This is a genomic window from Xanthomonas sp. WHRI 7064, assembly GCF_040202355.2.
GTDB classification, from domain to species: domain Bacteria; phylum Pseudomonadota; class Gammaproteobacteria; order Xanthomonadales; family Xanthomonadaceae; genus Xanthomonas; species Xanthomonas arboricola.
The window spans coordinates 3825010-3845689 of record NZ_CP167821.1 but is presented as its reverse complement, the minus strand read 5'-3'; the positions used below and the strand labels follow the sequence as shown (position 1 = coordinate 3845689).

Annotated in this window: 14 protein-coding genes; 6 read left to right on the top strand and 8 right to left on the bottom strand. The window is 66.3% G+C overall.

The genetic code is table 11. The features are described 5' to 3' along the window. Positions 1–43: 43 nt before the first annotated feature. Both ABQY74_RS16345 and ABQY74_RS16340 read right to left on the bottom strand, forming a co-directional pair. Positions 44–1372 carry a CitMHS family transporter gene (locus ABQY74_RS16345; protein WP_039519049.1) on the bottom strand — a complete coding sequence of 443 codons (1329 nt, stop codon included), beginning with the start codon at positions 1370–1372 and terminating at the stop codon, positions 44–46. 102 nt (positions 1373–1474) lie between these two features. Continuing rightward, positions 1475–2668 carry an OprO/OprP family phosphate-selective porin gene (locus tag ABQY74_RS16340; RefSeq protein ID WP_047129291.1) on the bottom strand — a complete coding sequence of 398 codons (1194 nt, stop codon included), beginning with the start codon at positions 2666–2668 and terminating at the stop codon, positions 1475–1477. 240 nt (positions 2669–2908) lie between these two features. On the opposite strand from ABQY74_RS16340, the gene ABQY74_RS16335 reads away from it, so the two are divergent. The 4 genes from ABQY74_RS16335 (at position 2909) to ABQY74_RS16320 (ending at position 6868) form a co-directional block, all read left to right on the top strand. Then, positions 2909–3610: a response regulator gene (locus ABQY74_RS16335; RefSeq protein WP_016904741.1), complete on the top strand. Its 702-nt coding sequence runs from the start codon at positions 2909–2911 to the stop codon at positions 3608–3610. Next, positions 3603–4988: a sensor histidine kinase N-terminal domain-containing protein gene (locus ABQY74_RS16330; protein ID WP_349792341.1), complete on the top strand. Its 1386-nt coding sequence runs from the start codon at positions 3603–3605 to the stop codon at positions 4986–4988. Before ABQY74_RS16335 ends, ABQY74_RS16330 begins: the two co-directional genes overlap by 8 nt. Next, on the top strand, positions 4988–6037 hold the full coding sequence (locus tag ABQY74_RS16325) for an ABC transporter substrate-binding protein (protein WP_024938966.1): 1050 nt from the start codon (positions 4988–4990) through the stop codon (positions 6035–6037). Before ABQY74_RS16330 ends, ABQY74_RS16325 begins: the two co-directional genes overlap by 1 nt. Positions 6038–6229: 192 nt before the next feature. Further along, a complete protein-coding gene (locus ABQY74_RS16320) occupies positions 6230–6868 on the top strand; it encodes a response regulator transcription factor (protein ID WP_024938967.1) in 639 nt (212 codons plus the stop codon). Positions 6869–7061: 193 nt separating this feature from the next. On the opposite strand, the gene ABQY74_RS16315 is transcribed toward ABQY74_RS16320, so the two are convergent. Next, a complete protein-coding gene (locus tag ABQY74_RS16315; RefSeq protein WP_349792339.1) occupies positions 7062–8132 on the bottom strand; it encodes an aldo/keto reductase in 1071 nt (356 codons plus the stop codon). A gap of 946 nt (positions 8133–9078) precedes the next feature. Next, positions 9079–11199: a TonB-dependent receptor gene (locus ABQY74_RS16310; RefSeq protein ID WP_241235790.1), complete on the bottom strand. Its 2121-nt coding sequence runs from the start codon at positions 11197–11199 to the stop codon at positions 9079–9081. 363 nt (positions 11200–11562) lie between these two features. On the opposite strand from ABQY74_RS16310, the gene ABQY74_RS16305 reads away from it, so the two are divergent. Beyond that, positions 11563–12465, top strand: a complete 903-nt coding sequence (locus tag ABQY74_RS16305; protein ID WP_349792674.1) for a LysR family transcriptional regulator — start codon at positions 11563–11565, stop codon at positions 12463–12465. On the opposite strand, the gene ABQY74_RS16300 is transcribed toward ABQY74_RS16305, so the two are convergent. The 4 genes from ABQY74_RS16300 to ABQY74_RS16285 form a co-directional block, all read right to left on the bottom strand. Continuing rightward, complete coding sequence (locus ABQY74_RS16300; protein ID WP_349792336.1) at positions 12457–13236, bottom strand: substrate-binding domain-containing protein; 780 nt, start codon at positions 13234–13236, stop codon at positions 12457–12459. The two genes, ABQY74_RS16305 and ABQY74_RS16300, sit on opposite strands and share 9 nt — an antisense overlap. Then, a complete protein-coding gene (locus ABQY74_RS16295; RefSeq protein WP_349792672.1) occupies positions 13233–14582 on the bottom strand; it encodes an MFS transporter in 1350 nt (449 codons plus the stop codon). Before ABQY74_RS16295 ends, ABQY74_RS16300 begins: the two co-directional genes overlap by 4 nt. A 314-nt stretch (positions 14583–14896) precedes the next feature. Beyond that, positions 14897–17545 (bottom strand): PAS-domain containing protein, encoded by a 2649-nt coding sequence (locus ABQY74_RS16290; RefSeq protein WP_349792670.1) that lies wholly within the window; start codon positions 17543–17545, stop codon positions 14897–14899. Between the two features lie 203 nt (positions 17546–17748). Further along, positions 17749–18921 (bottom strand): OprO/OprP family phosphate-selective porin, encoded by a 1173-nt coding sequence (locus tag ABQY74_RS16285; protein WP_016902551.1) that lies wholly within the window; start codon positions 18919–18921, stop codon positions 17749–17751. A gap of 286 nt (positions 18922–19207) precedes the next feature. Between ABQY74_RS16285 and ABQY74_RS16280 the strand changes: the two genes are divergently transcribed. Further along, positions 19208–20554, top strand: coding sequence for a dicarboxylate/amino acid:cation symporter (locus tag ABQY74_RS16280; RefSeq protein ID WP_016902552.1), 1347 nt, complete (start codon positions 19208–19210; stop codon positions 20552–20554). The last annotated feature ends 126 nt before the right edge of the window (positions 20555–20680 follow it).

Here is a 20680-nt window from a genome sequence, read left to right as displayed (position 1 = left end):
CCTTACGATTCCCCACTCCCGATTCCCCATTCCCGGCGCGCGATCAGCGCGCCAACGGAAACAGGCCAAACAACAACCCGCCCGCCAACATCAACAGGGAAATCAGCACCGCCCATTTCAACGTGAAGCGCTGATGGTCGGCGAAGTCGACCTTGGCCAGGCCGACCAGCAGATAGGTCGATGGCACCAGCGGGCTGAGCAGATGCACCGGTTGCCCGGCCAGCGAGGCGCGCGCCATTTCCACCGGGGTGATGCCGTAGTGGCCGGCGGCCTCGGACAGGATCGGCAGCACGCCGAAGTAGAACGCGTCGTTGGACATGAAGAACGTAAACGGCATGCTGACAATCGCGGTGATCACCGCCAGATACGGGCCCCAGCTGTCCGGGATCACCGCCAGGAAGCTGCGCGACATCGCTTCGACCATGCCGGTGTTGGACAGGATGCCGGTGAAGATGCCGGCGGCGAAGATCAGCGACACCACCGACAGCACATTGCCGGCGTGATTGACCAGGCGACGGCGCTGCTCGGCCAGGTTGGGGTAGTTGATCATCAGCGCCAGCGCAAAGCCGATCATGAACAGCACCGGCATCGGCAGCACGCCGACCACCAGCGCGGCCATCAGCGCCAGGGTCAGGAGCAGATTCACCCACAGCAGCTTGGGCCGCTTCATGTCCTCGGTGTCTTCCACGCGCGGCAGCGCATCGCTTTCCTCGGGGATGCTGGTGTCCAGCCAGTTGCCGTCGGCGGGCAGGCGCACCACGCCCAGGCGGCGCCGTTCGCGCATGCCCAGATACCAGGCCAGCGTGAGGATTCCGGCGATCGCCATCGCCATCGCCGGCACCAGCGGCACGAATACATCGGCCGGATCCACGTGCAGTGCGGTGGCGGCGCGCGCGGTAGGGCCGCCCCACGGGGTCAGGTTCATCACGCCGCTGGCCAGGATGGTCACGCAGGTGAGGTTGAGCGCGTTCATGCCCAGGCGCTGGTACAGCGGCAGCATCGCCGACACGGTGATCATGTAGGTGGTGGAGCCATCGCCGTCGAGCGAGATCAGCATCGCCAGGATCGCCGTGCCCATCACGATCTTCAGCGGATCGCCCTTGACCAGGCGCAGGATGCGGCCGACCAGCGGATCGAACAGGCCGGCATCGATCATCACCCCGAAGTAGAGGATGGCGAACATCAGCATCACGCCGGTGGGCGCGATCTTCTTGATGCCGTCGAGCATCATCTCGTTGATGCCGGTGCCGAAGCCGCCCAGCAGCGCGAACACGATCGGCACCGTGATCAGAGCCACCAGCGGCGACAGCCGCTTGCTCATGATCAGGTACATGAAGGTGATCACCATTCCGAAACCGAGCGCGGTCAGCATGCGGGCAAATCCTTTGAGGCGTACAGCAGGGGGAGAGTGGAGCGCGCGGCGGCGGGTGCATTGCAGCAGCGGTAACGCGTCATGCGAAGACCAGGCAAACGGTCAGAAGTCGTACTGGAAGCGGCCGGTCACCGCCAGCGTGTGATCGACCACCGCATCGACCATGCGGTCGCGGTTGCGGCTGTCGATCACATTGAGCATCACGCGCAGGTTCGGCTTGAAATACCAGTTGCCGCCCAGCGTCCACGACTGCGTGCTGGCATCGATGAAGTCGGGTTGGCCATCCAGATGCTGATCGCCGCGCATGTAGTCGTAGCGCAAGGCCAGCTCGAACGCGCCGGAGGGGCGATTGGGCGTCTTGATCCGGCTGAAACGTCCGGTCTTGCGGTCGTAGCCGCGCGACTCGCCGGTGACGAACCAGCTGACCAGGCCGTAGCTGGCCAACACCTTGGCATGCTGGGAGCCGTCGTCGAGCAGGCCGCCGCTGAATTCGCTCTGCCACGACCATGGGCCCAGCACTTCGGCGTATTCCAGCGACCATTTATCGAAATCGGTATCGCGGCCATCGGCAAAGCGCGCCAGGGTGATGCGGCTGTTGTTGGCCAGATCGTTTTCCGGACGTGGCCGGATCAACAGGGACGCCGCGCCGCCGCTGCCCGGATGCGAATAGCGCTCGTGCGCCAGCGACACGCCCAGGTGGCGCAGCCGTGCCTCGCCCATCTCCGGTGCGAAGGTCAGCCGCGTGCCGAGCGCGCCGCCCTTGGTCGAGGAATTGTCGATGCTTTCCAGGCTGTAGGCCGCGGTGGACCAGGTCGCATCGGGGCGATTGGCCTGCCAGGAGATCGCCTTGCGATAGATCGGCGCCAGCGTGGTGGAGGCATAGCCGCGTTCCAGGAACGGGCCGTAGTTGGAGCCGGTGCGATCGTCCAGCGAGAAGTACTGCTTGAACTGGCCCACGGTCAGCGTACCGGCGGAAAACTTCTTGGCGATGTACACATCGCGCGCCAGGATGCCGCGGCTGCCGGACTCGTATTGCAGGCCGGCAAATTCCGCCTCAGCCTTGTAGGTGAAACCGTAGAACTTGCCGGCCACATCCAGCCACACGCGGCGGAACTGGGTGTCGTTGCGCTCGGGCGTGCCGCGTTCGTCGTTGTCGAACACGGTGAAGTCCCAGTGCACGCGCCCACCCACCTCGGCGGTGACCGGGCCGTCGCCGTCGGCCGCATGCGCGGCCGGTGCCAGGCACAGCGCGGCGCAGGTGGTGAAGACGCGCAGACGCAAGGTGTCGTTGCTCACAGACCCTCCCAGGTACATGTGTGAATCACGTTCAGCAATGCACCGCACAAGCACGCTGCGGCGCGTTGGCAGCAGCCTAGTCCGGTGAAGCTGTCATGGACCTGTCAGGGCGGGGGATTCGGGAATGGAGAATGGGGAATCGCAAAAGCCCAAGAGCTTTTGTCCGCGAGGGCTGTTACCTTCCGGCCGCGGACAACCGCTGTTCCGATTCCCGATTCCCCATTCTCGATTCCCCGCCTCATGCGCCTGCTGCTAGTCGAAGACAACGCCGACCTCGCCGATGCCATCGTGCGGCGCATGCGCCGTAGCGGGCATGCGGTGGATTGGCAGTCCGATGGCCTCGCGGCGGCGAGTGTGCTGCGCTATCAGAGCTTCGATCTGGTGGTGCTGGATATCGGTCTGCCCAAGCTGGATGGCTTGCGCGTGCTGGCCGGGATGCGCGAGCGTGGCGATACCACGCCGGTGCTGATGCTGACCGCGCGCGATGGCATCGAAGACCGCGTGCAGGCACTGGATGTCGGGGCCGACGACTACCTGGGCAAGCCGTTCGATTTCCGCGAGTTCGAGGCGCGTTGCCGGGTGCTGCTGCGACGCAACCGCGGGCAGGCCAGCGAGGTGGTGCAGATCGGCGGGTTCGTGTTCGACAACGCTGCGCACACGCTGGTGCTGGACGGGGTGCCGATCGAGTTGCCCAATCGCGAATACCGCCTGTTCGAGATCCTGATCGGGCGCCTGGGCCATGTGGTGGGCAAGGACGAGATCGGCAACGGCTTGTTCGGTTTCGACGACGATGCCGGGCCGAATGCGATTGAGCTGTATGTCGGCCGCCTGCGTCGCAAGCTGGCGGGCGCGCCGTTGCGCATCGTCACCGTGCGCGGCGCCGGCTACAAGCTCGAAGAAGCCGATCCGCATGCGCCGGTGGAGCCAGGCGTCGATGGCTGAGCCGCGCATGGTGGCACCGTCGATCCGGCGCACCTTGCTGCTGTACCTGGGCAGCCTGTCGGTGCTGGGCGCGGTGGTGCTGTTCTTTGCCGCACGCGACTACGGCGAGCGGGCCGCCAACCGCTCCTACGACCACCTGCTGGTGTCCTCGGCCCTGTCGATCGTCGACAGCGTGGCGCTGGTCGGCGGCGACTGGCAGGTGGACCTGCCGTATGCCTCGCTGGACCTGCTCGGCATGGCACCGGAAGACCGCGTGTTCTACCGCGTGTTCGATGCGCAAGGCCGCACCATCACCGGCGAAGAGAGCTTGCCGTTGCCGGCGCGCGCCGCCGGCGATGAGCGCCCGGTGCTGTTCGATGCCGACTACAGCGGCGAGCCGGTGCGCTTTGCGGTGGTGATGCATCGGGTGGCATCGGCCTCCGGGCAGGGCGAGGTGCGCGTGCAGGTTGGTCAGACCCGGCGCGCGCGCGATGCGGTGGCACGCGATGTGGTGCTCAACGCGCTGGTGGCGATCGGCGTGCTGTCGCTGCTCGCCCTGGGCCTGGTGTGGCTGGGCGTGTATCGCGCCCTGCGCCCGTTGCAGCGTATCGAGCGCGACCTGTCGCGGCGCGAGCCCTCCGACCTGAAACCGCTCAGCGTGCCGGCGCCGCAGGAAATGCAGTTGATGGTGACTGCGCTCAACCGCTTCATGGCGCGGCTGTCGTCCAGCAACGAAACCCTGCGCGCCTTCATGGCCGAAGCCGCGCACCAGATGCGCACGCCGCTGGCCGCCTTGCGCGCGCAGGCGCAGCTGGCGATGGACGACGACGACCCGCGCGAGATGCAACGCAGCCTGGTGGCGATCGAGCGCAATGCCAGCCATATGAGCCGGCTGCTCAATCAATTGCTCAGCGACGCCAGCGTGATCCACCGCGCCAACCTGCAGCGCTTTGCCACCGTGGACCTGGCCGAAGTGCTGCACCAGGCCTTGCACGAGGCCTTGCCGCGCAGCGACGGCGCACCGCGCGTGCACCTGGCGATCGACCCGCAACCGGCGCTGTTGCGCGGCGATGCATTGCTGTTGCGCGAGGCGCTGAAGAACCTGATCGACAACGCCTGCAAATACGGTGCCGGGGCGCCATTGCAGGTGGCGCTCACCAGCGACGGCAGCCATCACGTGCTGACCATCGCCGATCACGGCCCCGGCATTCCCGCAGCCGAGGCCGAGCGCGTGTTCGAGCGTTTCGTCCGCGGGCCGGATGCACCGGCCGGCGGCGCGGGGCTGGGGCTGGCCATCGTCAAGCGCGTGGTCGAAGCGCACGGCGGGCGCATCGATCTGAGCAACCGCGTCGGCGGCGGGCTGATCGCCTCGTTGCATTTTCCTGGAGGAGCGCGGTGATGCGCGTGCTGTTGCTGATGGTGGTCTTGCTGGCGCCGGTTGTTGCGCGCGCCGCGCCCGGCGATGTGCGGGTGTTTCCCGCGCATGGCCCGAAACAGGCGCAATTACGCGTGCAAGGCTCCACCGATCTGGAAGTGTTCGGCGCGGTCATCCAGGACTACCAGCGCCTGCATCCGGGCACCGAGGTGATCTACGAGGACGTGATCGCCTGGGACATCTACGAGCGCTATCTGCATCCGGGCAAGGCCACGCCTGCCGCCGACATGCTGATCAGCGCCAGCATGGACCTGCAGACCAAGCTGGTGAACGACGGCCACGCGCTTGCGCATCGCTCCGCGCAGACCGAAGCGTTGCCGGCCTGGGCGCAGTGGCGGCACGAAGTGTTCGGCATCAGCTACGAGCCGGTGGCGATCGTCTACAACACACGCAAGCTGGCGGCCGCGCGGGTGCCGCGCACACGTCGGCAGTTGCTGGCCTTGCTGCGCGCGCCCGACGCGCCGCTGCGCGGCCGGGTTGGCACCTACGATGTCGAGCGCAGCGGCGTGGGCTATCTGTTCGCCACCCAGGACGGGCAGGTCGGCAGCATTGCCGGCGCGTTGCTGGCCGCGTTGGGGGCCAACCAGGTCAGGCTGGAAGAACGCACCGGCACCTTGCTCGACCGCGTCAGCCGTGGCGAGCTGCTGCTGGCCTACAACGTGCTCGGCTCCTACGCGCAGACGCGCATCGACGCAGGCGCGCCGCTGGGCATCGTGCAGCCGCAGGACTACACGCTGGTGGCGCTACGCACTGCGGTGATCCCCAGGACTGCACCGCACGCGCCGGAGGCACGCAGGTTCCTGGATTACCTGCTCTCGCCGCGCGGCCAGCAGGTGCTCTCGCGCGAGGCGCGGCTGATGCCGATCCTGCCGGCCGCCGGCGGCCGTGGCGGCCCGGCGCAGCCGCCGTTCCGGCCGATCCCGCTTGGCCCCGGCCTGCTGGTGTATCTGGACAAGCTCAAACGCCGGCAGTTCCTGGATGCCTGGCGGGCCAGCACGCAGCCGCCGCGCTAGGCGAGCGCTGACGAGCTGCGCGAACGGCCGCATGCCGGCGCGGTGCGCGCTGCCGGCCTTGGCGTGCAGGGCATGGAGGCGGCGGTTTCCACGCCCATGCTGGCTGCGCGGCAGGCCGGATGCCTGCGCAGCGGGGCGGGGGTGGATGCCCGGGCGCGGGAAACCGACACAGCCATGTGCCAGACTTGGCGCATGGCCGATCTCACCATCCTCGTCGCCGACGACCACCCGTTGTTCCGTGCCGCCGTGATCCATGTGCTGCAGCAGACCCTGCCGCAGGCCGATGTGGTGGAGGCCTCCAGCGCCGCCACGCTGAGCGCCATGCTGCGTTCGCACCCACAGGCCGAGCTGGTGCTGCTGGACCTGGCGATGCCGGGCGCACGCGGCTTCTCGGCGCTGTTGCACGTGCGTGGCGAGCATCCGGACATCCCGGTGGTGGTGATCTCCTCCAACGATCACCCACGCGTGATCCGGCGCGCGCAGCAGTTCGGCGCGGCCGGCTTCATTCCCAAATCCACCCCGGCCGAATCGATCGGCACCGCGGTGGCCAGCGTGCTGGAGGGCGGCACCTGGTTCCCACCGATGACCGCCGAGCGCTCGGAGGCCGACGCGCAACTGGCCTCCAAGCTCGCCCAGCTCACCCCGCAACAGTTCCGCGTGCTGCTGAGCCTGGCCGACGGCCTGCTCAACAAGCAGATCGCGCACGAACTCGGGCTGGCCGAGAACACCGTCAAGGTGCACGTCACCGCCATCCTGAAGAAGCTGGACTGCTACAGCCGCACGCAGGCGGCAGTGCTGGTCAAGGCGCTGGAGCCGGAAGGCGAGGGCTGATCGCTCCTGCTGATCGTGTACTGCATCGTGTTTTGCGATGACGATGACGTGCTGGGACGAAGCGCCGTGCAGAACGGCGATGCAAACGCGCGATGACGCGACGGATTGATCAGTCGTGCCGTTGTCGGTGAAAGATCATTGCACGTGAGGCAGTGCATCGCTGCCGACGGATCGTCCGTCGGCGATGCATCCATCAACTGCGTAACTGCACCTTGTAGGTGCCGTAGATGAGCTGCTGCGCCATCGGCCGGCCGATAAAGCGTTCCGGAAAGATCGGCGCCAGCGCGCTGATCCGATCCAGCCGAGCCAGGTGTTCATCGCTCAAGACGATTTCCAGCGCACCGAAGTTGTCCTCGGCCTGCTGCAGCGTGCGCGCGCCCATCACCGGCGAGACCACGGCCGGATTGCGCAAGGTCCAGGCCAGTGCCACCTGCGAGCGCGAGGCGCCCAGTTCCTCGGCGACCGCACCGACCGCATCGGCGATCTCCAGCGAGCGTGTATTGAGATGCCCGGTCGAGGCGATCACGCCCTTGCGGCTGGTCGAGACCTCGGCTGCGTTGTCGTCGGAGAGATCGGCGCGGCTGTACTTGCCGGTCAGGATGCCACCGCCCAGCGGCGACCATGGCAACACGCCAAGGCCCAGCTCGCGTGCCATCGGCAGCAGCTCGTGTTCGACGCTGCGCTCGACCAGGCTGTATTCGATCTGCAGCGCCACCAGCGGCGACCAGCCACGCAGGTCGGCCAATGTCTGCAACTGCGCCACCCGCCAGGCCGGGGTGTTGCAGATGCCGAGATAGAGCACCTTGCCCGACTGCACCAGATGTTCCAGCCCGCGCATCACTTCCTCCGGCGAGGTGGTGAAATCCCAGGCGTGCAGGTACAGCAGGTCGATGCGGTCGGTGTCGAGCTGGCGCAGGCTGGTCTCCACCGAGCGGATCAGGTTGAGGCGATGATTGCCGCCTGCGTTGATGTTGTCCGGATCGCGCGCCATGGTGAACTTGGTGGCCAGCACGAAGCGCTCGCGGCGGTGCTTGAGCAGCGCGCCGAGGATGCGCTCGGCGCCGCCGTTGGTGTAGTTGACCGCGGTGTCGATGAAATTGCCGCCGCGGTCGGCATACGCATCGAAGATGCGCCTGGCTTCGTCCGCGTTCGCGCCCCAACCCCAGTCTTCGCCGAAGGTCATGGTGCCCAGCGACAGCGGCGAGACGCGCAGGCCGGAGCGGCCAAGCAGGCGATAGTGGTCCAGCGACAGTGTCTGACTCATGCGGTGTGTCTCCCGGTAGTGGCGTTGTGCGTGTTGCGATGCACTGTGCCGCGGACCGCCGGCCCGGCGTGAGCCTGGTGATCCGGCATCCTTGCCCGATCGTCCGGATCGTCACCTCGGCATCGTCACGTAGGGATGCGTGCTCCTGGGGCGCGATTGAGCGACCAAGACGCTGATATCTGCGACTTCGTTGCAGGGCCCTTGCCCGCCCACCCTCGCGGGACACGCCGCAAGTACGTCCTTGTAGGCTCTTACGCGGCATCCATGCCGCGTAAGGTCCCGCGACGGTGGGCGGGCAAGGACCTGTTGGGATAGTCGGTGTGCATGGTGCAAGCAATGCGCGATGCAGGTTGTTCGGATGATCTGCGGGGTGGCTGCAGGGTCCTTGCCCGCCCACCCTCGCAGGACACGCCGCAAGTACGTCCCTGTAGGCTCTTACGCAGCATCCATGCCGCATAAGGTCCCGCGACGGTGGGTGGGCAAGGACCAGTCGAGATGGTGGGTGTGCATGGTGCAAGCAATGCACGTGCATGTTGTTCGGATGATCTGCGGGGTGGTTGCAGGGCCCTTGCCCGCCCACGCTCGCGGGACACGCCGCAAGTACGTCCATGTAGGCTCTTACGCGGCATCCATGCCGCGTAAGGTCCCGCGATGGTGGCCGGGCAAGGACCAGTCGAGATGATCGGCGGGTATGGTTTTCAGCGAAGCAACCGACAAGCTCTCTGGTGCGGTGTCCTTGCCGCTTGCGGGACCGTGTGGCGGCGTGGATGCCGCCACCGAGCCTCCACGGACGGATTCACGGCGTGTCCCGCAAGCGGCAAGGGCACCGCGCCCTCGACCGCCTAGGCTGTTGATTGCATCTAACGACGCGAGGACTTGGCATACATGCGCAGCAGCACGCTCGCACAGGCGTATCGCGCGCGCTGCTGACAATCACGCCGCGCCATCAGAAATCCAGCGAATACCCCAGCGTGATGGTGCGGCCGCGCCCGGCGAAGTAGCGCAGCGGTTCGACCAGGGCCGATTGCGAGTAGTAGGTGATGTACTGCTTGTCGAACAGGTTGGATACGCCCATGCGCACTGCACCACGCGGCAACGCGTAGTTGAAGGTCGCATCCACCAGCGTGTAGCCACTGAAACGCTTGTCGGCCTCGTCGAAGGATTGGCTGAAGGCATGCTGAGCCTGCACGAACGAGGAGAACTTCGGCGTCCACTGCGCCGACCACGAGGCGATCACCCGATTGGGTGCCACGTTGAGCCCATCCAGGCGTGCGTCCAGCTGCCCATCGTTATCGCTGTCATAGCGGCCACGGGTGTAGGCGTAGGACAGGCGCAGGCGATGTGCCGCATCCAGGCGATAGCCCAGGCTGGCGTCCACGCCCTGCACGCGGGTCTTTTCGCGGCTCATCATGAAGGCGCCGTTGATCGGCACCACGCGCGTGCCCAGGTCCGAGTTGGACTGGAAGTAGCTCAGGTCCGCGTCGAAGGCGCCGCGCGTGAGGCGGGTGCCGGCTTCCACGCTCTTGGTCAGGATCGGCTCCAGCGTGCTCAGGCTGGCCACGCGCGTGCCCGGCGTGTTGATCGCGCGCAGCACGCGGCCCACGTCCGGCATGCCGAAGCCCTCGGAATAGCTGGTGAAAAAGCTCACACCCTCGAGCGGCGTATAGACCAGACCGGTGTTGTAGAGGGTCTGGTTGAAGTCGAGCGTGCCGCCTTCGACAGCGACCCGGTTGTAGCGCCACAGCGTCTGGTAGCTGTCGATCTTCAACTCGGCTTCTTCGCGGCGCACGCCGGCATGCAGGGTCAGCGTGGGCAGCAGCTTGTATTCGCCTTGCACGAACAGCGACAGATTGCGGTAGTCCGACTCGGGCACATAGGTCCGCCCGGTGCCGTACAGATCCTGCTTGCCGGTGTCGGCCAGCAGGTCGACGCCGCCGGTGAGCTTGAGCCGGCTGTCGAGCAGGTCGTCCCTGGTCAGGGTGATCTTGCTGCCCCACTTGGAGGCGACCGAACGCGATTGGTCGTACAAGGTGCCGACCGGGGCGATGCGCGGGTCCTGAAACGTGGACGAGTTGTCGGCGCCGAACAGCCCTTCGAATTCCTGGTTGAACACCATCGCGCTCAGCTGCATGCCGGCCAGATCGTCATGGGTGTACGACAGGCTGGAGGTCAGCACATCGTTCCAGGGCGCGGTGCCCTGCGGGGTGCCGCGCACCGAGCTGGTGGGCAGGCCTTGCGCGCGGTTGCCGGCCACGCCGATGTAGTCGTTGTCGTTCTTGATGCGGTAGCGGTTGACGCTGACGCTCAGGCGCTGGGTGTCGGTGAGCGCGTAGCCGAGCTTGGCCAGGACGTCGTAGCTCTTGGACGTCATCAGGTCGCCCTGGGTATTGTCGGCGCCGATCGGCCGGCCTTGTCCATCCACATACAGGCCCTGGTCGCTGTAGCTGGCCGAGAACAGGTAATCGAGCCTGTCCGAGCGGCCGTCCACGCGGTAGCGGGTCTCGACGCTGCTGGTTTCCGCACGCGCTTCGGAGGTAGGTGCGGTGGCCTGCACGTCGATGTGCTGGTTCAACGAGCCGTCCTGCGGGCGCCGGGTGATGATGTTGATGGTGCCGCCGGTGGCGCCCAGGCCGTTGATGGCATTGGCGCCCTGGATGACTTCGATGCGCTCGACCATCGCATAGTCGATGGTGTGCGCTTCGCGCCCGGTGGGGCGGATCGGATTGGACTGCGGCACGCCGTCGATCAGGATCAGCGGCGTGCGCCCGCGCAGGGTTTCGCCGCTGCCATTCATCTTGCCGCGGCTGGGCGTGTACGAGGGAATCAGATTGGCGAGCACGTCGGAGGAGTTGCTGGAGATCGTCAGCTGCTGCTGGATCTGCGCCTTGTCGATGATCAACACCGTCTGCGGCGATTCGGCCACGGTCATGTTGGAGCGCGAGGCGGCGACCACCACGGTATCCAGCGTGTCGGTGACGTCCGATTGCGCGGACGCGGTGGCAGAGGCGAGCAGGCAGAGGGTGGCAACGAACGGCATGCCGGCCGATCCGGAGACGGGAGACTTCATCGGGCAAGGAACTCCAAGGCGCGGCCGGCACAGGAACGGCACCTGCACGGCAACGCGCAAATTAAAGATTAAATGGGAATCATTATCGCCATTCTAGCAGGCACGAGCGCCGTGACGCTGGGCATGCCGTAGCGCGGCGCGTTGCGAATGCGCGCGTTGGCAGCATCGGCGATGCCCGAGCCATGCGCTGCGCGCGCAGGCCTCACCTGCGTCGGAAACAGGCCTGTGCATTCCTGCGGCGATGACCGTCTGCACGAATGTTGCAAGCCGCGCGCGCCGCATCTGCATGCGTCTGCGCACGCAGCGCAGCAGGCAACTGTCTATGCTATGGCGACCGCCATCGAACATCGCAGCCGCGGCATCGTGACCATCAAATTCGACCTCAACGATCTACAGGCATTCCGCGCCGTTGCCGAAAACGGCAGCTTCCGCCGCGCTGCCGAACGCATCCGGATCACCCAGCCGGCGCTCAGCCGCCGGATCGACAAGCTCGAGTCGGCGTTGAACGTCAAGCTGTTCGAGCGCACCACGCGCAAGGTTGCGCTCACCACGGTCGGGCAGGCGTTCATGCCGCAGGTCGAGCGCATGCTCGACGACCTGGACATGGCGCTGATGAGCATCGGCGATGCCGGATCCAGCCGGATGGGCACGGTGACCGTGGCGTGCGTGCCGTCTGCGGCGTACTACTTCATGCCCCAGGCAATTCACGGGCTGCATCAGCTGTTTCCGAAGATCCGCATCAGGCTGTTCGATGGCAGCGCCAGTCACGTCAGTGCGGCAGTGGCCTCCGGCGAGGCGGATTTCGGCGTCAGCTTCAGCGGCAACCTGGCACCGGAGGTCGAGTTCGAGCCGTTGCTGCAGGAGCGCTATGTGATTGCCTGCCGCCGGGACCATCCCCTGTCCGGACGCGAGCAGGTCAGCTGGCAGGAAGCCTATGGCCATGACTACATCACGCTCGACAAGACCTCGGGCAACCGGCTGGTGCTGGACCGGGCGCTGTCTGCATTCACGCCGGAGCACCCGAGCATCTGCGAAACCCGCCACGTCACGACATTGCTGGGCTTGGTGGAGGCCGGCGTCGGCATTGCCGCCGTTCCTTCGATCGCCATGCCTTCCGGCCCGCATCCGGTGCTGGCCGCGGTGCCGCTGGTCGAACCGGAGGTGTTGCGCAATGTGGGGATCCTCAAACGCCGTGGGCGGACGCTGACACCAACCGCGCTCGAACTGGCGGAACTGGTGCGACGGATGCCCGCGCGCTCACGGTGAGACCGGATCCAGGCCGGTCGCGCGCGCAACCGCCTGCGCGTCACCCGACTGCAGGTAGGCAAGCAGGCGCCTGGCCGCTACGGGATGATCCGCGCTAACCGGCACGCCCGCCGCATAGCGCGTGATCGACTGCAGCTGCTCGGGGATCTTGCCGACAACATCCACGCCTGCCACCGGGAGCAGTTCGGCCACCTGCTGAAAGCCCAGCTGATAACTGCCGTCGGCCACCACCGAGCCCACAGAGATGCGTTCGATCTTGCGGCTCTTGGCCATCATCGGGCCCTGGATCTGCAGCTGCTTGAACAGCGTGGTCTCGATGTAGACGCCACTGGCGCTGTCGGAATAGGCAACGGAATTGGCCTTCAGCAGCGCGTGTTTGAACTGCTCGACGGTATCGATCTTCGGCTTGGGTGCGCCGCTGCGCACCACCATGCCGATCCGGGAATCGGCCAGCTCCACCCGCGATGCCGGATCCACCAGTCCTGCATCGATCAGTTTTTGCAATGCGCTGCCCACCATGATCACCACATCGGCATGCTCGCCACGCGCAAGCCGGTTGGGAATGGCTTGCGGCGTCTGCCCCATCGAAGGGCCGTGCAGTGTCGCAACTGTCACTCCGGTCTGCCTGCTGTACTGCGGCGCCAGACATTCGAAGGCGGCGGTGAAACCGCCGGAGGTCATCACAGTCAGATCCTGCGCGGCTGCGGCCGGCGGCAGCAGGGCCGTGGCGACAACCGCAGCCAGCAGTTTTTTCCAGAGGGCCCGCATCATTTCGCCGCTCCCGCAGCCGCATCGAAGCCGGTCGCCGCTGCTGCGTTGCCATGCCGGCGATACAGGAACACCGTCGCCAACAGCGCGCACACCGACGCGAACACCAACCAGTACCCAGGGGCCGCCTTGTCGCCGCTGACATGGATCAGCCAGGTCGACATCACCGGCGTAAACCCGCCAAAGACTGCCGTGGCCAGGCTGTAGGCGAGCGAGAAGCCCGCCACCCGCACATGCGCCGGCATCAGTTCGGTAAGCGCGGGAATCATGGCACCGTTGTAGATGCCGTAGAGGAAGGACAGCCACAGCAGCGCCTGCAACATATGCGCAAAGCTCGGTGCGGATGCAAGGAACGCGAGCACCGGATAGGCGCTCAGTGCGCACACCACCGCCATGGTCACCAGCAGCGGCTTGCGGCCGAAGCGGTCGCTGAGCGCGCCGCCGATCGGCAGCCAGAGGAAGTTGGAGATGCCCACCAGCAGCGTCACGATCAATGCGTCGCCGGTGCTGAGCTTGAGCACGCTCTTGCCGAAGGTCGGTGCGTACACGGTGATCAGATAGAACGCGGTCGTCGTCAGCGCCACCATCAAGCCGCCGGCAATCACGGTGCCGGCATTGTTCGCCAGCCCGCGCATCACCTGCTTCATCGTCACCCGCTGGGTGCGCTGCGCGAACTCCGCAGTCTCTTCCAGGCGGCGCCGCAGCAAAAAGATGAAGGGGATGATGACGCAACCGATGGCGAAGGGAATCCGCCAGCCCCACTGCGCCAGATCCTGCGGTGGCATCAGCTGGTTGAGCGCATAGCCGATGGCGGCCGCAGCGACGATGGCCACCTGCTGGCTGGCCGATTGCCAACTGGCATAGAAGCCGCGCCGCCCCGGCGTGGCCATCTCGGCCAGATACACCGACACACCGCCCATTTCGGCACCCGCCGAGAAGCCCTGCAGCAGCCGTCCGAGCAGCACCAGTGCCGGTGCCCACAAACCGATGCTGGCATAGCCCGGCACCAGTACGATCAGCACCGTGCCGCTGGCCATGATCGCCAGGGTGACGATCAAGCCCTTGCGACGCCCGACATCGTCGATGTAGGCGCCCAGGATCACCGCGCCCAGCGGGCGCATCAGAAAGCCTGCGCCAAACACCGCGAAGGTCATCATCAGCGAAGCGAATTCATTGCTCGCCGGGAAGAACACCGCGGCGATCTGGGTTGCGTAGAAACCAAACAGGAAAAAGTCGAACTGCTCGAGGAAGTTGCCCGAGGTCACCCTCAGCACCATCCCCAGTTTCGACTGCCGCGTTGCCTCAAGGTTCGAAGTCTGCATAGATCGCCCTCCACGATAGGTATGCACGTGCGTCTGATAGGTGAGGCGATCGATTCTGGTGGAGCGGGCCGGCATTGATAATTGCTGCTTTCTCATCGACTGATGCGCGTTGAACATCAGCCTGCACTGGAGCAGCGCTCGACTCTCATGGCTGCAATGCGACGAACGTGGCACGCAGCAGGTGCATGCAGGAATTCCGCAAGGCGTGGGTGCTTATCGATCCAGGATGTAGAAGCGAACGCTGTCTCGATCTGCCGATGCGCAGATCAGTCTTGAGCGACGCGCGTGCTACAGCTCTGCATCAAGTACGAGGCAGCATGCCGTGCCGGCAGCCGGGCAACCTATCCGCGCCGCAACAACATCTGGGTGACCAATGCGCGCAGCGCGGGCGGGCGCACCGGCTTGGTCAGGAATCCCCAGCCCAGGTCGAGCGCGTGTTCGCGCAGCGCCGGGTCGGGTTCGGCGGTGACCAGGATCACGCGCGGTTCGCGTTGCCAGCGTTGCACCAACTGCGGCAGCAGCATGGGGCCGTAGTGCTCGCCCATGCGCACATCCAGCAACAGCAGCTCCGGGACCTCGTCGGGGCTGGCGGTGGCCAATGCCTCATCGGGGCCGCCGGCAAAGTCCACGCGGCATTCCCAGCGTTCCAGCAGGGCACGGCTGGCCTCGCACACGCGCGGGTCGTCGTCCACGCACCACACGCGGCAGCCGTGCAGGATCGGGTCGTTGGCGTTTTCTGCGGTGGTGGTGGTTGGCGGCGGCAATTGCTTGACGATCGCAGCGCGTTCGCCCAGTGGCACGGTCACCGAAAACACGCTGCCGCTGCCCAGCGTGGAGCGCAGACCGATGCGGTGGCCGAGCAGCCGGCCGATGCGCTCGACGATGGCCAGGCCCAGGCCGGCGCCGCGGTCGTTGGCCACGCCGTCATCCAGGCGCCGGAATTCTTCGAAAATCTCTTCCTGCAAGGCCTCGGGAATGCCGGGCCCCTGGTCGTGCACCTCGATGCGCAGCCAGCCGCCGCGACGACGGCAGCCGATCAGCACCCGCCCGCGCGGGGTGTAACGGATGGCGTTGGACAGGAAGTTCTGCAGGATGCGCCGCAGCAGGTTTTCATCGCTTAACACCACCGCGGACGTGGGCACCCAATCCAGCACCAGGCCGCGGTCTTCTGCCAGGATGCCGAACTCGCGGGCCAGCGTTTCCAGCAGCGGGGCGATGGCAAAATCGCGCACCTGGGTCTTCAGGCTGCCGGCCTCCAGCCGCGAGATATCCAGCAGGCTGTTGAGGATGGCGTCCTGCGCGGCGAGCGCGCCTTCGATGTTGTCGACCACGCGCGCGCTGCCGGGCTCGCGCACCTGCCCGCGCAGGACCGAGACGAACATGCGCGCTGCGTTGAGCGGTTGCAGCAGGTCGTGCACGGCCGAGGCGACGAAGCGGGTCTTGTAGCGGTTGGCGCTCTCGGCCTCGCGCTTGGCCGCGGCCAGGTCGCGGGTCCGTTCGGCCACGCGGTGTTCCAGTGCATCGGCCAGCGAGCGCAGCTCGCGCGCGGCGTTCTTGTAACTGGTGATGTCGGCATAGCTGGTGACGAATCCGCCATCGGGCAGCGGATTGCCGCGGATTTCCAGCACGGTGCCGTCTTCCTTTTCGCTCTCGCGCATATGCGGTTTGCCGCTGCGCAGATGATTGAGGCGGCGTTCGATCGCCGCTTCGATCGGTCCTGGTCCGAGCAGGCCGCGGCGTGCGTTGAAGCGGAACAGGTCTTCGATCGGCCGGCCGATCTTCAGCAGTTCTGGCGGGAAGCGGAACAGCTCCACATAGCGCGAATTCCACGCCACCAGATTGAGCGCCTCGTCGATCACCACCACGCCCTGCGGCAGGTGTTCCAGACTGCGGCTCAGACCGGCGTTGGCCTGTTGTGCGGCGGTGACCACGCCATCCTGCGCGGTACGCAGTTCTTCGGCATGTTGTTGCAGCAGCGTTTCCAGCTCGTGCCGGCTGCGCTGGCGCAACGCGGACAGGCGCCGCCGCTGCTGCACGAACAACCACAGCAGCGCCAGCGCCAACCACGCACCGGCCGCGGCAATCGCCGCGGCGCGGCCGGCCGCCGCGCTGGCGCGGGTGTCGTGCAGCAGATGCAGGCGCCAGCCGCTTTCGGGCACCTCCAGGGTCTGCCACAGCACCGGGCCGGCGAGCGGTGGGTCGCTGACCTCGGCCAGCACGCCGCCGTTGCCGGTCTGCTCGATCAACCGGCGCCGCAGCGGCAGCAAGCCCTGGTCGGCGTACTGGCGGGTGCTGCGCAATTCGCTGCGGTCGCGCAGGCTCAGCGGGGCCAGCATGCGGTAGCGCCACTGCGGGCGGCTGGCCAGGAACACCACCGCATGCGCGTCGGAGGCCAGCACGATGTCCGGGGTCTGCAGCCACTCGCGTTCCAGCGCGGCCAGCGCGATCTTGATCACCACCACGCCCTGCACCTGGCCATCGGCATCGACGATGGCCTGCGACAGGAAATAGCCCGGCTCGCTGGTGGTCATGCCGATGCCGTAGAAACTGCCGCTGCCGTTGCTCAGTGCCTGCTGGTAATACGGGCGGAAGGCGTAGTCCACGCCCACGTTGCTGCGCGCTGCACGCCAGTTGCTGGCAGCCAGCGCAATGCCGTCGCGGTTGATGAGCGTCAGCGTGGAGGATTGGGTGACGTTGTTGGCGCGCTCCAGTTTGCGATTGAGCCGCTCCACCTGCGCGGGCGACAACGGGCCGGAAACGGCCGCGCGCAGTTCCGGGTCCAGCGCCAGGATCTGCGGCAGCGTGCGATAGCGATCGATGCGTTGCTGCAGGGCCTGCGCGTACAGGCGCAGCTGGCGCCGCACGGTGGCGCTTTCTTCGTGCAGGGCGTTCTGTTCGACAAAGTGCCCGGCTGCCAGCATGGCCACCAGCATCCCGCCCAACACGATGGTCAGGGTGAGCAGCAGGCGGCGGCGTTGCGAGGCGTACATGCCGACAAGTATGGCGGTGCGCCGATGCATCGTGCAGCCATCGCCGCCACGGCGCCCCCAAAAACGACTGCGGCCGCAACCCCGGAAGGAAGCGGCCGCAGGGGCCTGCATGCTGGCTTGAATAGCCAGGTTACTGCGTTGAAGCGGTCAACCGAAGCCAACCCGCGGCCGGCAAGGCCCGCGTCAGCGTTGCGCGATAAGGCTTAGAACTGTACCTGCGCGCGCAGCTCCATCACATGCGGGGTTTCGTGCACGCCGTTGCGCGTGGCATCCACCCAGCTGTAGTTGGCCTGCATCTTGAAGTGGCTGGTGAGGTACCAGTTGGCACCGATGGTGGTGTCGTGCTGGCGGCCGCCGCTGACGCGGTTGTCTTCCAGATCCAGGCGGCTGTAGCGGGCGGTGAGCTCGACCGCGCCGTAATCGTGCGCCGGCTTGATGTTGCCCGGTACGCCGCCGGCATAACTGCGCGACTCGCCGGTCAGCGTCCAGGTGCCATAGAGGTATTGGCCCTGCGCGATGTAATGCGGCAGGTTGTCGTTACGCGCCACTTCGGCGCGCAGCGCTTCGCTCTGCAGCGAGAACGGGCCGTGGATCCACACCGCTTCCACGCCAGCGCGGATCACGTGGTCCACATCGAGAATGGTGCCGGTGTCGATCAGGCGCACGTCGGTGAGGCCTGCTTCCGGGCGGGCACGCAGGCGCACGCGCGGGCTGAACGACACGCCGCGGCCGTCGCTAAAACCGCGCGGGTTTTCCACCGAACCGGCCAGGCCCAGGTGCAGCACGTTGCCTTCGGCCTTGAACGGAGTCCAGGCGGCATGCACGGCCTGGGTGGTGCCCGGGTTGTCGCCCTGCAGGTCCTTGCCGCCGTAGGCGCCGGCCTGCAGCAGGTACTGCTGGCGCTCCAGCGTCCATTCCACGCCGGTACGACGGCCCTGGAACACCGCCTGGATCGGCAGGCCCAGTTCCATGAAGCTGCCCGCACGCGAACTCTGCACCGCTTCCAGACCCACCGGCACCTTCATGTAGCCCATCCGCACGCGACCGTAATCCTGGCCGAACAGCGCCTTGGTCTCGACGCGGAAGAACACGTCCAGCCACAGCTTGGACTCGAAGTCGAAATACACCATGGCGTCGTAGACGCCCTTCTTCTTGAGGGTGGCGCCGAATTCCTTGCGGCGGAAGTCGGTGCGGTCTTCCAGGCGGTCGTCGCCGGAGAAGTTGTTGTCGTCGTAGGCATAGTTGCCGGTCAGGCCGAGCTCGGTGCCATCCCCGAAGGTGTATTTGGTGGGCCAGTTTTCCAGCGAGGTGGCCGCATTGGCGGCAGCGGGCGCGGCGGCGATGGCCAACGCAAGAACGAGCGGATTGAGGCGCATAGGTGTGGTCTTCGGCAAGGAGAAGGGGCCGGGCGTCCTGCCATGGCGGTCGCACTGAACAGCTTCAGCAAGCGCGCAGGTTCCGGACGGCCAACAACACAGGAATCGGTGTCTGCGTTAAACGGAATTAACGGCCGGTGGTGGCGCGGCTGAAGTGTAAGGCGACGTTCAGCCCGGGGACAGTGCGTAGTACCAATGGGCTATCGGCTCGGGCTGTGACGTACGGCCAGAATGCCCGCACCGGGTACCTGCTCAGGCACCCTCTATGTTCCCTCGGAGTGGCGTCATGCACATCAGCAAGCCTGCCGGCCCCTTGCCGGCGCCCGTCCCGTTTTACCGTCAGCTGTATTTCCAGGTGGTGGTGGCGATCGTCCTGGGTGCCCTGCTGGGCCACTTCGAGCCGGCCTTCGCCGAAAGCCTGAAGCCGCTGGGCGATGCCTTCATCAAGCTGGTGAAGATGATCATCGCCCCGGTGATCTTCCTGACCATCGTCACCGGCATCGCCGGCATGACCCACCTCAAGACGGTGGGCCGGGTCTTCGCCAAGTCGATGACCTACTTCCTGTTCTTCTCCACGCTGGCGTTGATCGTGGGCATGATCGTGGCGCACGTGGTGCAGCCCGGCGCCGGCATGAACATCAACCCGGCCGAGCTGGACCAGAGCGCGGTCAACACCTACGTGCAGAAGTCGCACGAGCTGAGCCTGGTCGGCTTCCTGATGGACATCATCCCGGCCACGCTGGTCAGCGCGTTCGTCGATGGCAACATCCTGCAGGTGCTGTTCGTGGCGGTGCTGTTCGGGATCGCGCTGGCGCTGGTCGGTGAGCGTGGCCGCCCGGTGCTGAGCTTCCTGGAAGCGCTGACCGCGCCGGTGTTCCGCCTGGTGCACATGCTGATGAAGGCCGCGCCGATCGGTGCATTCGGTGCGATCGCCTTCACCATCGGCAAGTACGGGGTGGAATCGCTGGTCAACCTGGCCTGGCTGGTGGGGTCGTTTTACCTGACCTCGCTGTTCTTCGTGCTGGTGATCCTGGGCATCGTGTGCCGGTTGTGCGGCTTTTCGGTGCTCAAGCTGATTCGCTACCTCAAGGCCGAACTGCTGCTGGTGCTGGGGACCTCCTCGTCGGAGTCGGCACTGCCGTCGTTGATGGAAAAGATGGAAAAGGCCGGCTGCGAGAAGTCGGTGGTGGGCCTGGTGGTGCCGACCGGTTACTCGTTCAATCTGGATGGCACCAACATCTACATGACCCTGGCCGCATTGTTCATCGCCCAGGCCACCAATGTGGACCTGAGCCTGGGCCAGCAGATCACCCTGCTGGCGGTGGCGATGCTCAGCTCCAAGGGCGCGGCTGGCGTGACCGGTGCCGGCTTCATCACCCTGGCCGCCACGCTGTCGGTGGTGCCGGACGTGCCGGTGGCCGGCATGGCGTTGATCCTGGGCGTGGACCGCTTCATGAGCGAGTGCCGCTCGCTGACCAACTTCATCGGCAACGCAGTCGCCACCGTGGTGGTGTCGCGCTGGGAAAATGCGCTGGACCGCGACCAGCTCAAGCTGGTGCTGGATGGCGGCTCGCCGCCGCTGCAGGCACCGGTGGCCTCGACCGACGTCGTTGCCCCGATCAGCGCACGCTGATGCTTCCTACGGCCCTGTATTCCGTCGGCGCTGCCGGCGGGGTGCAGGGCCGTTTCCGCTTCCAGCCCACACCGGCCGCCGCGCACGACGCGCTGCAGCCTGCGATCTTCCTGCCACGCCGACAGC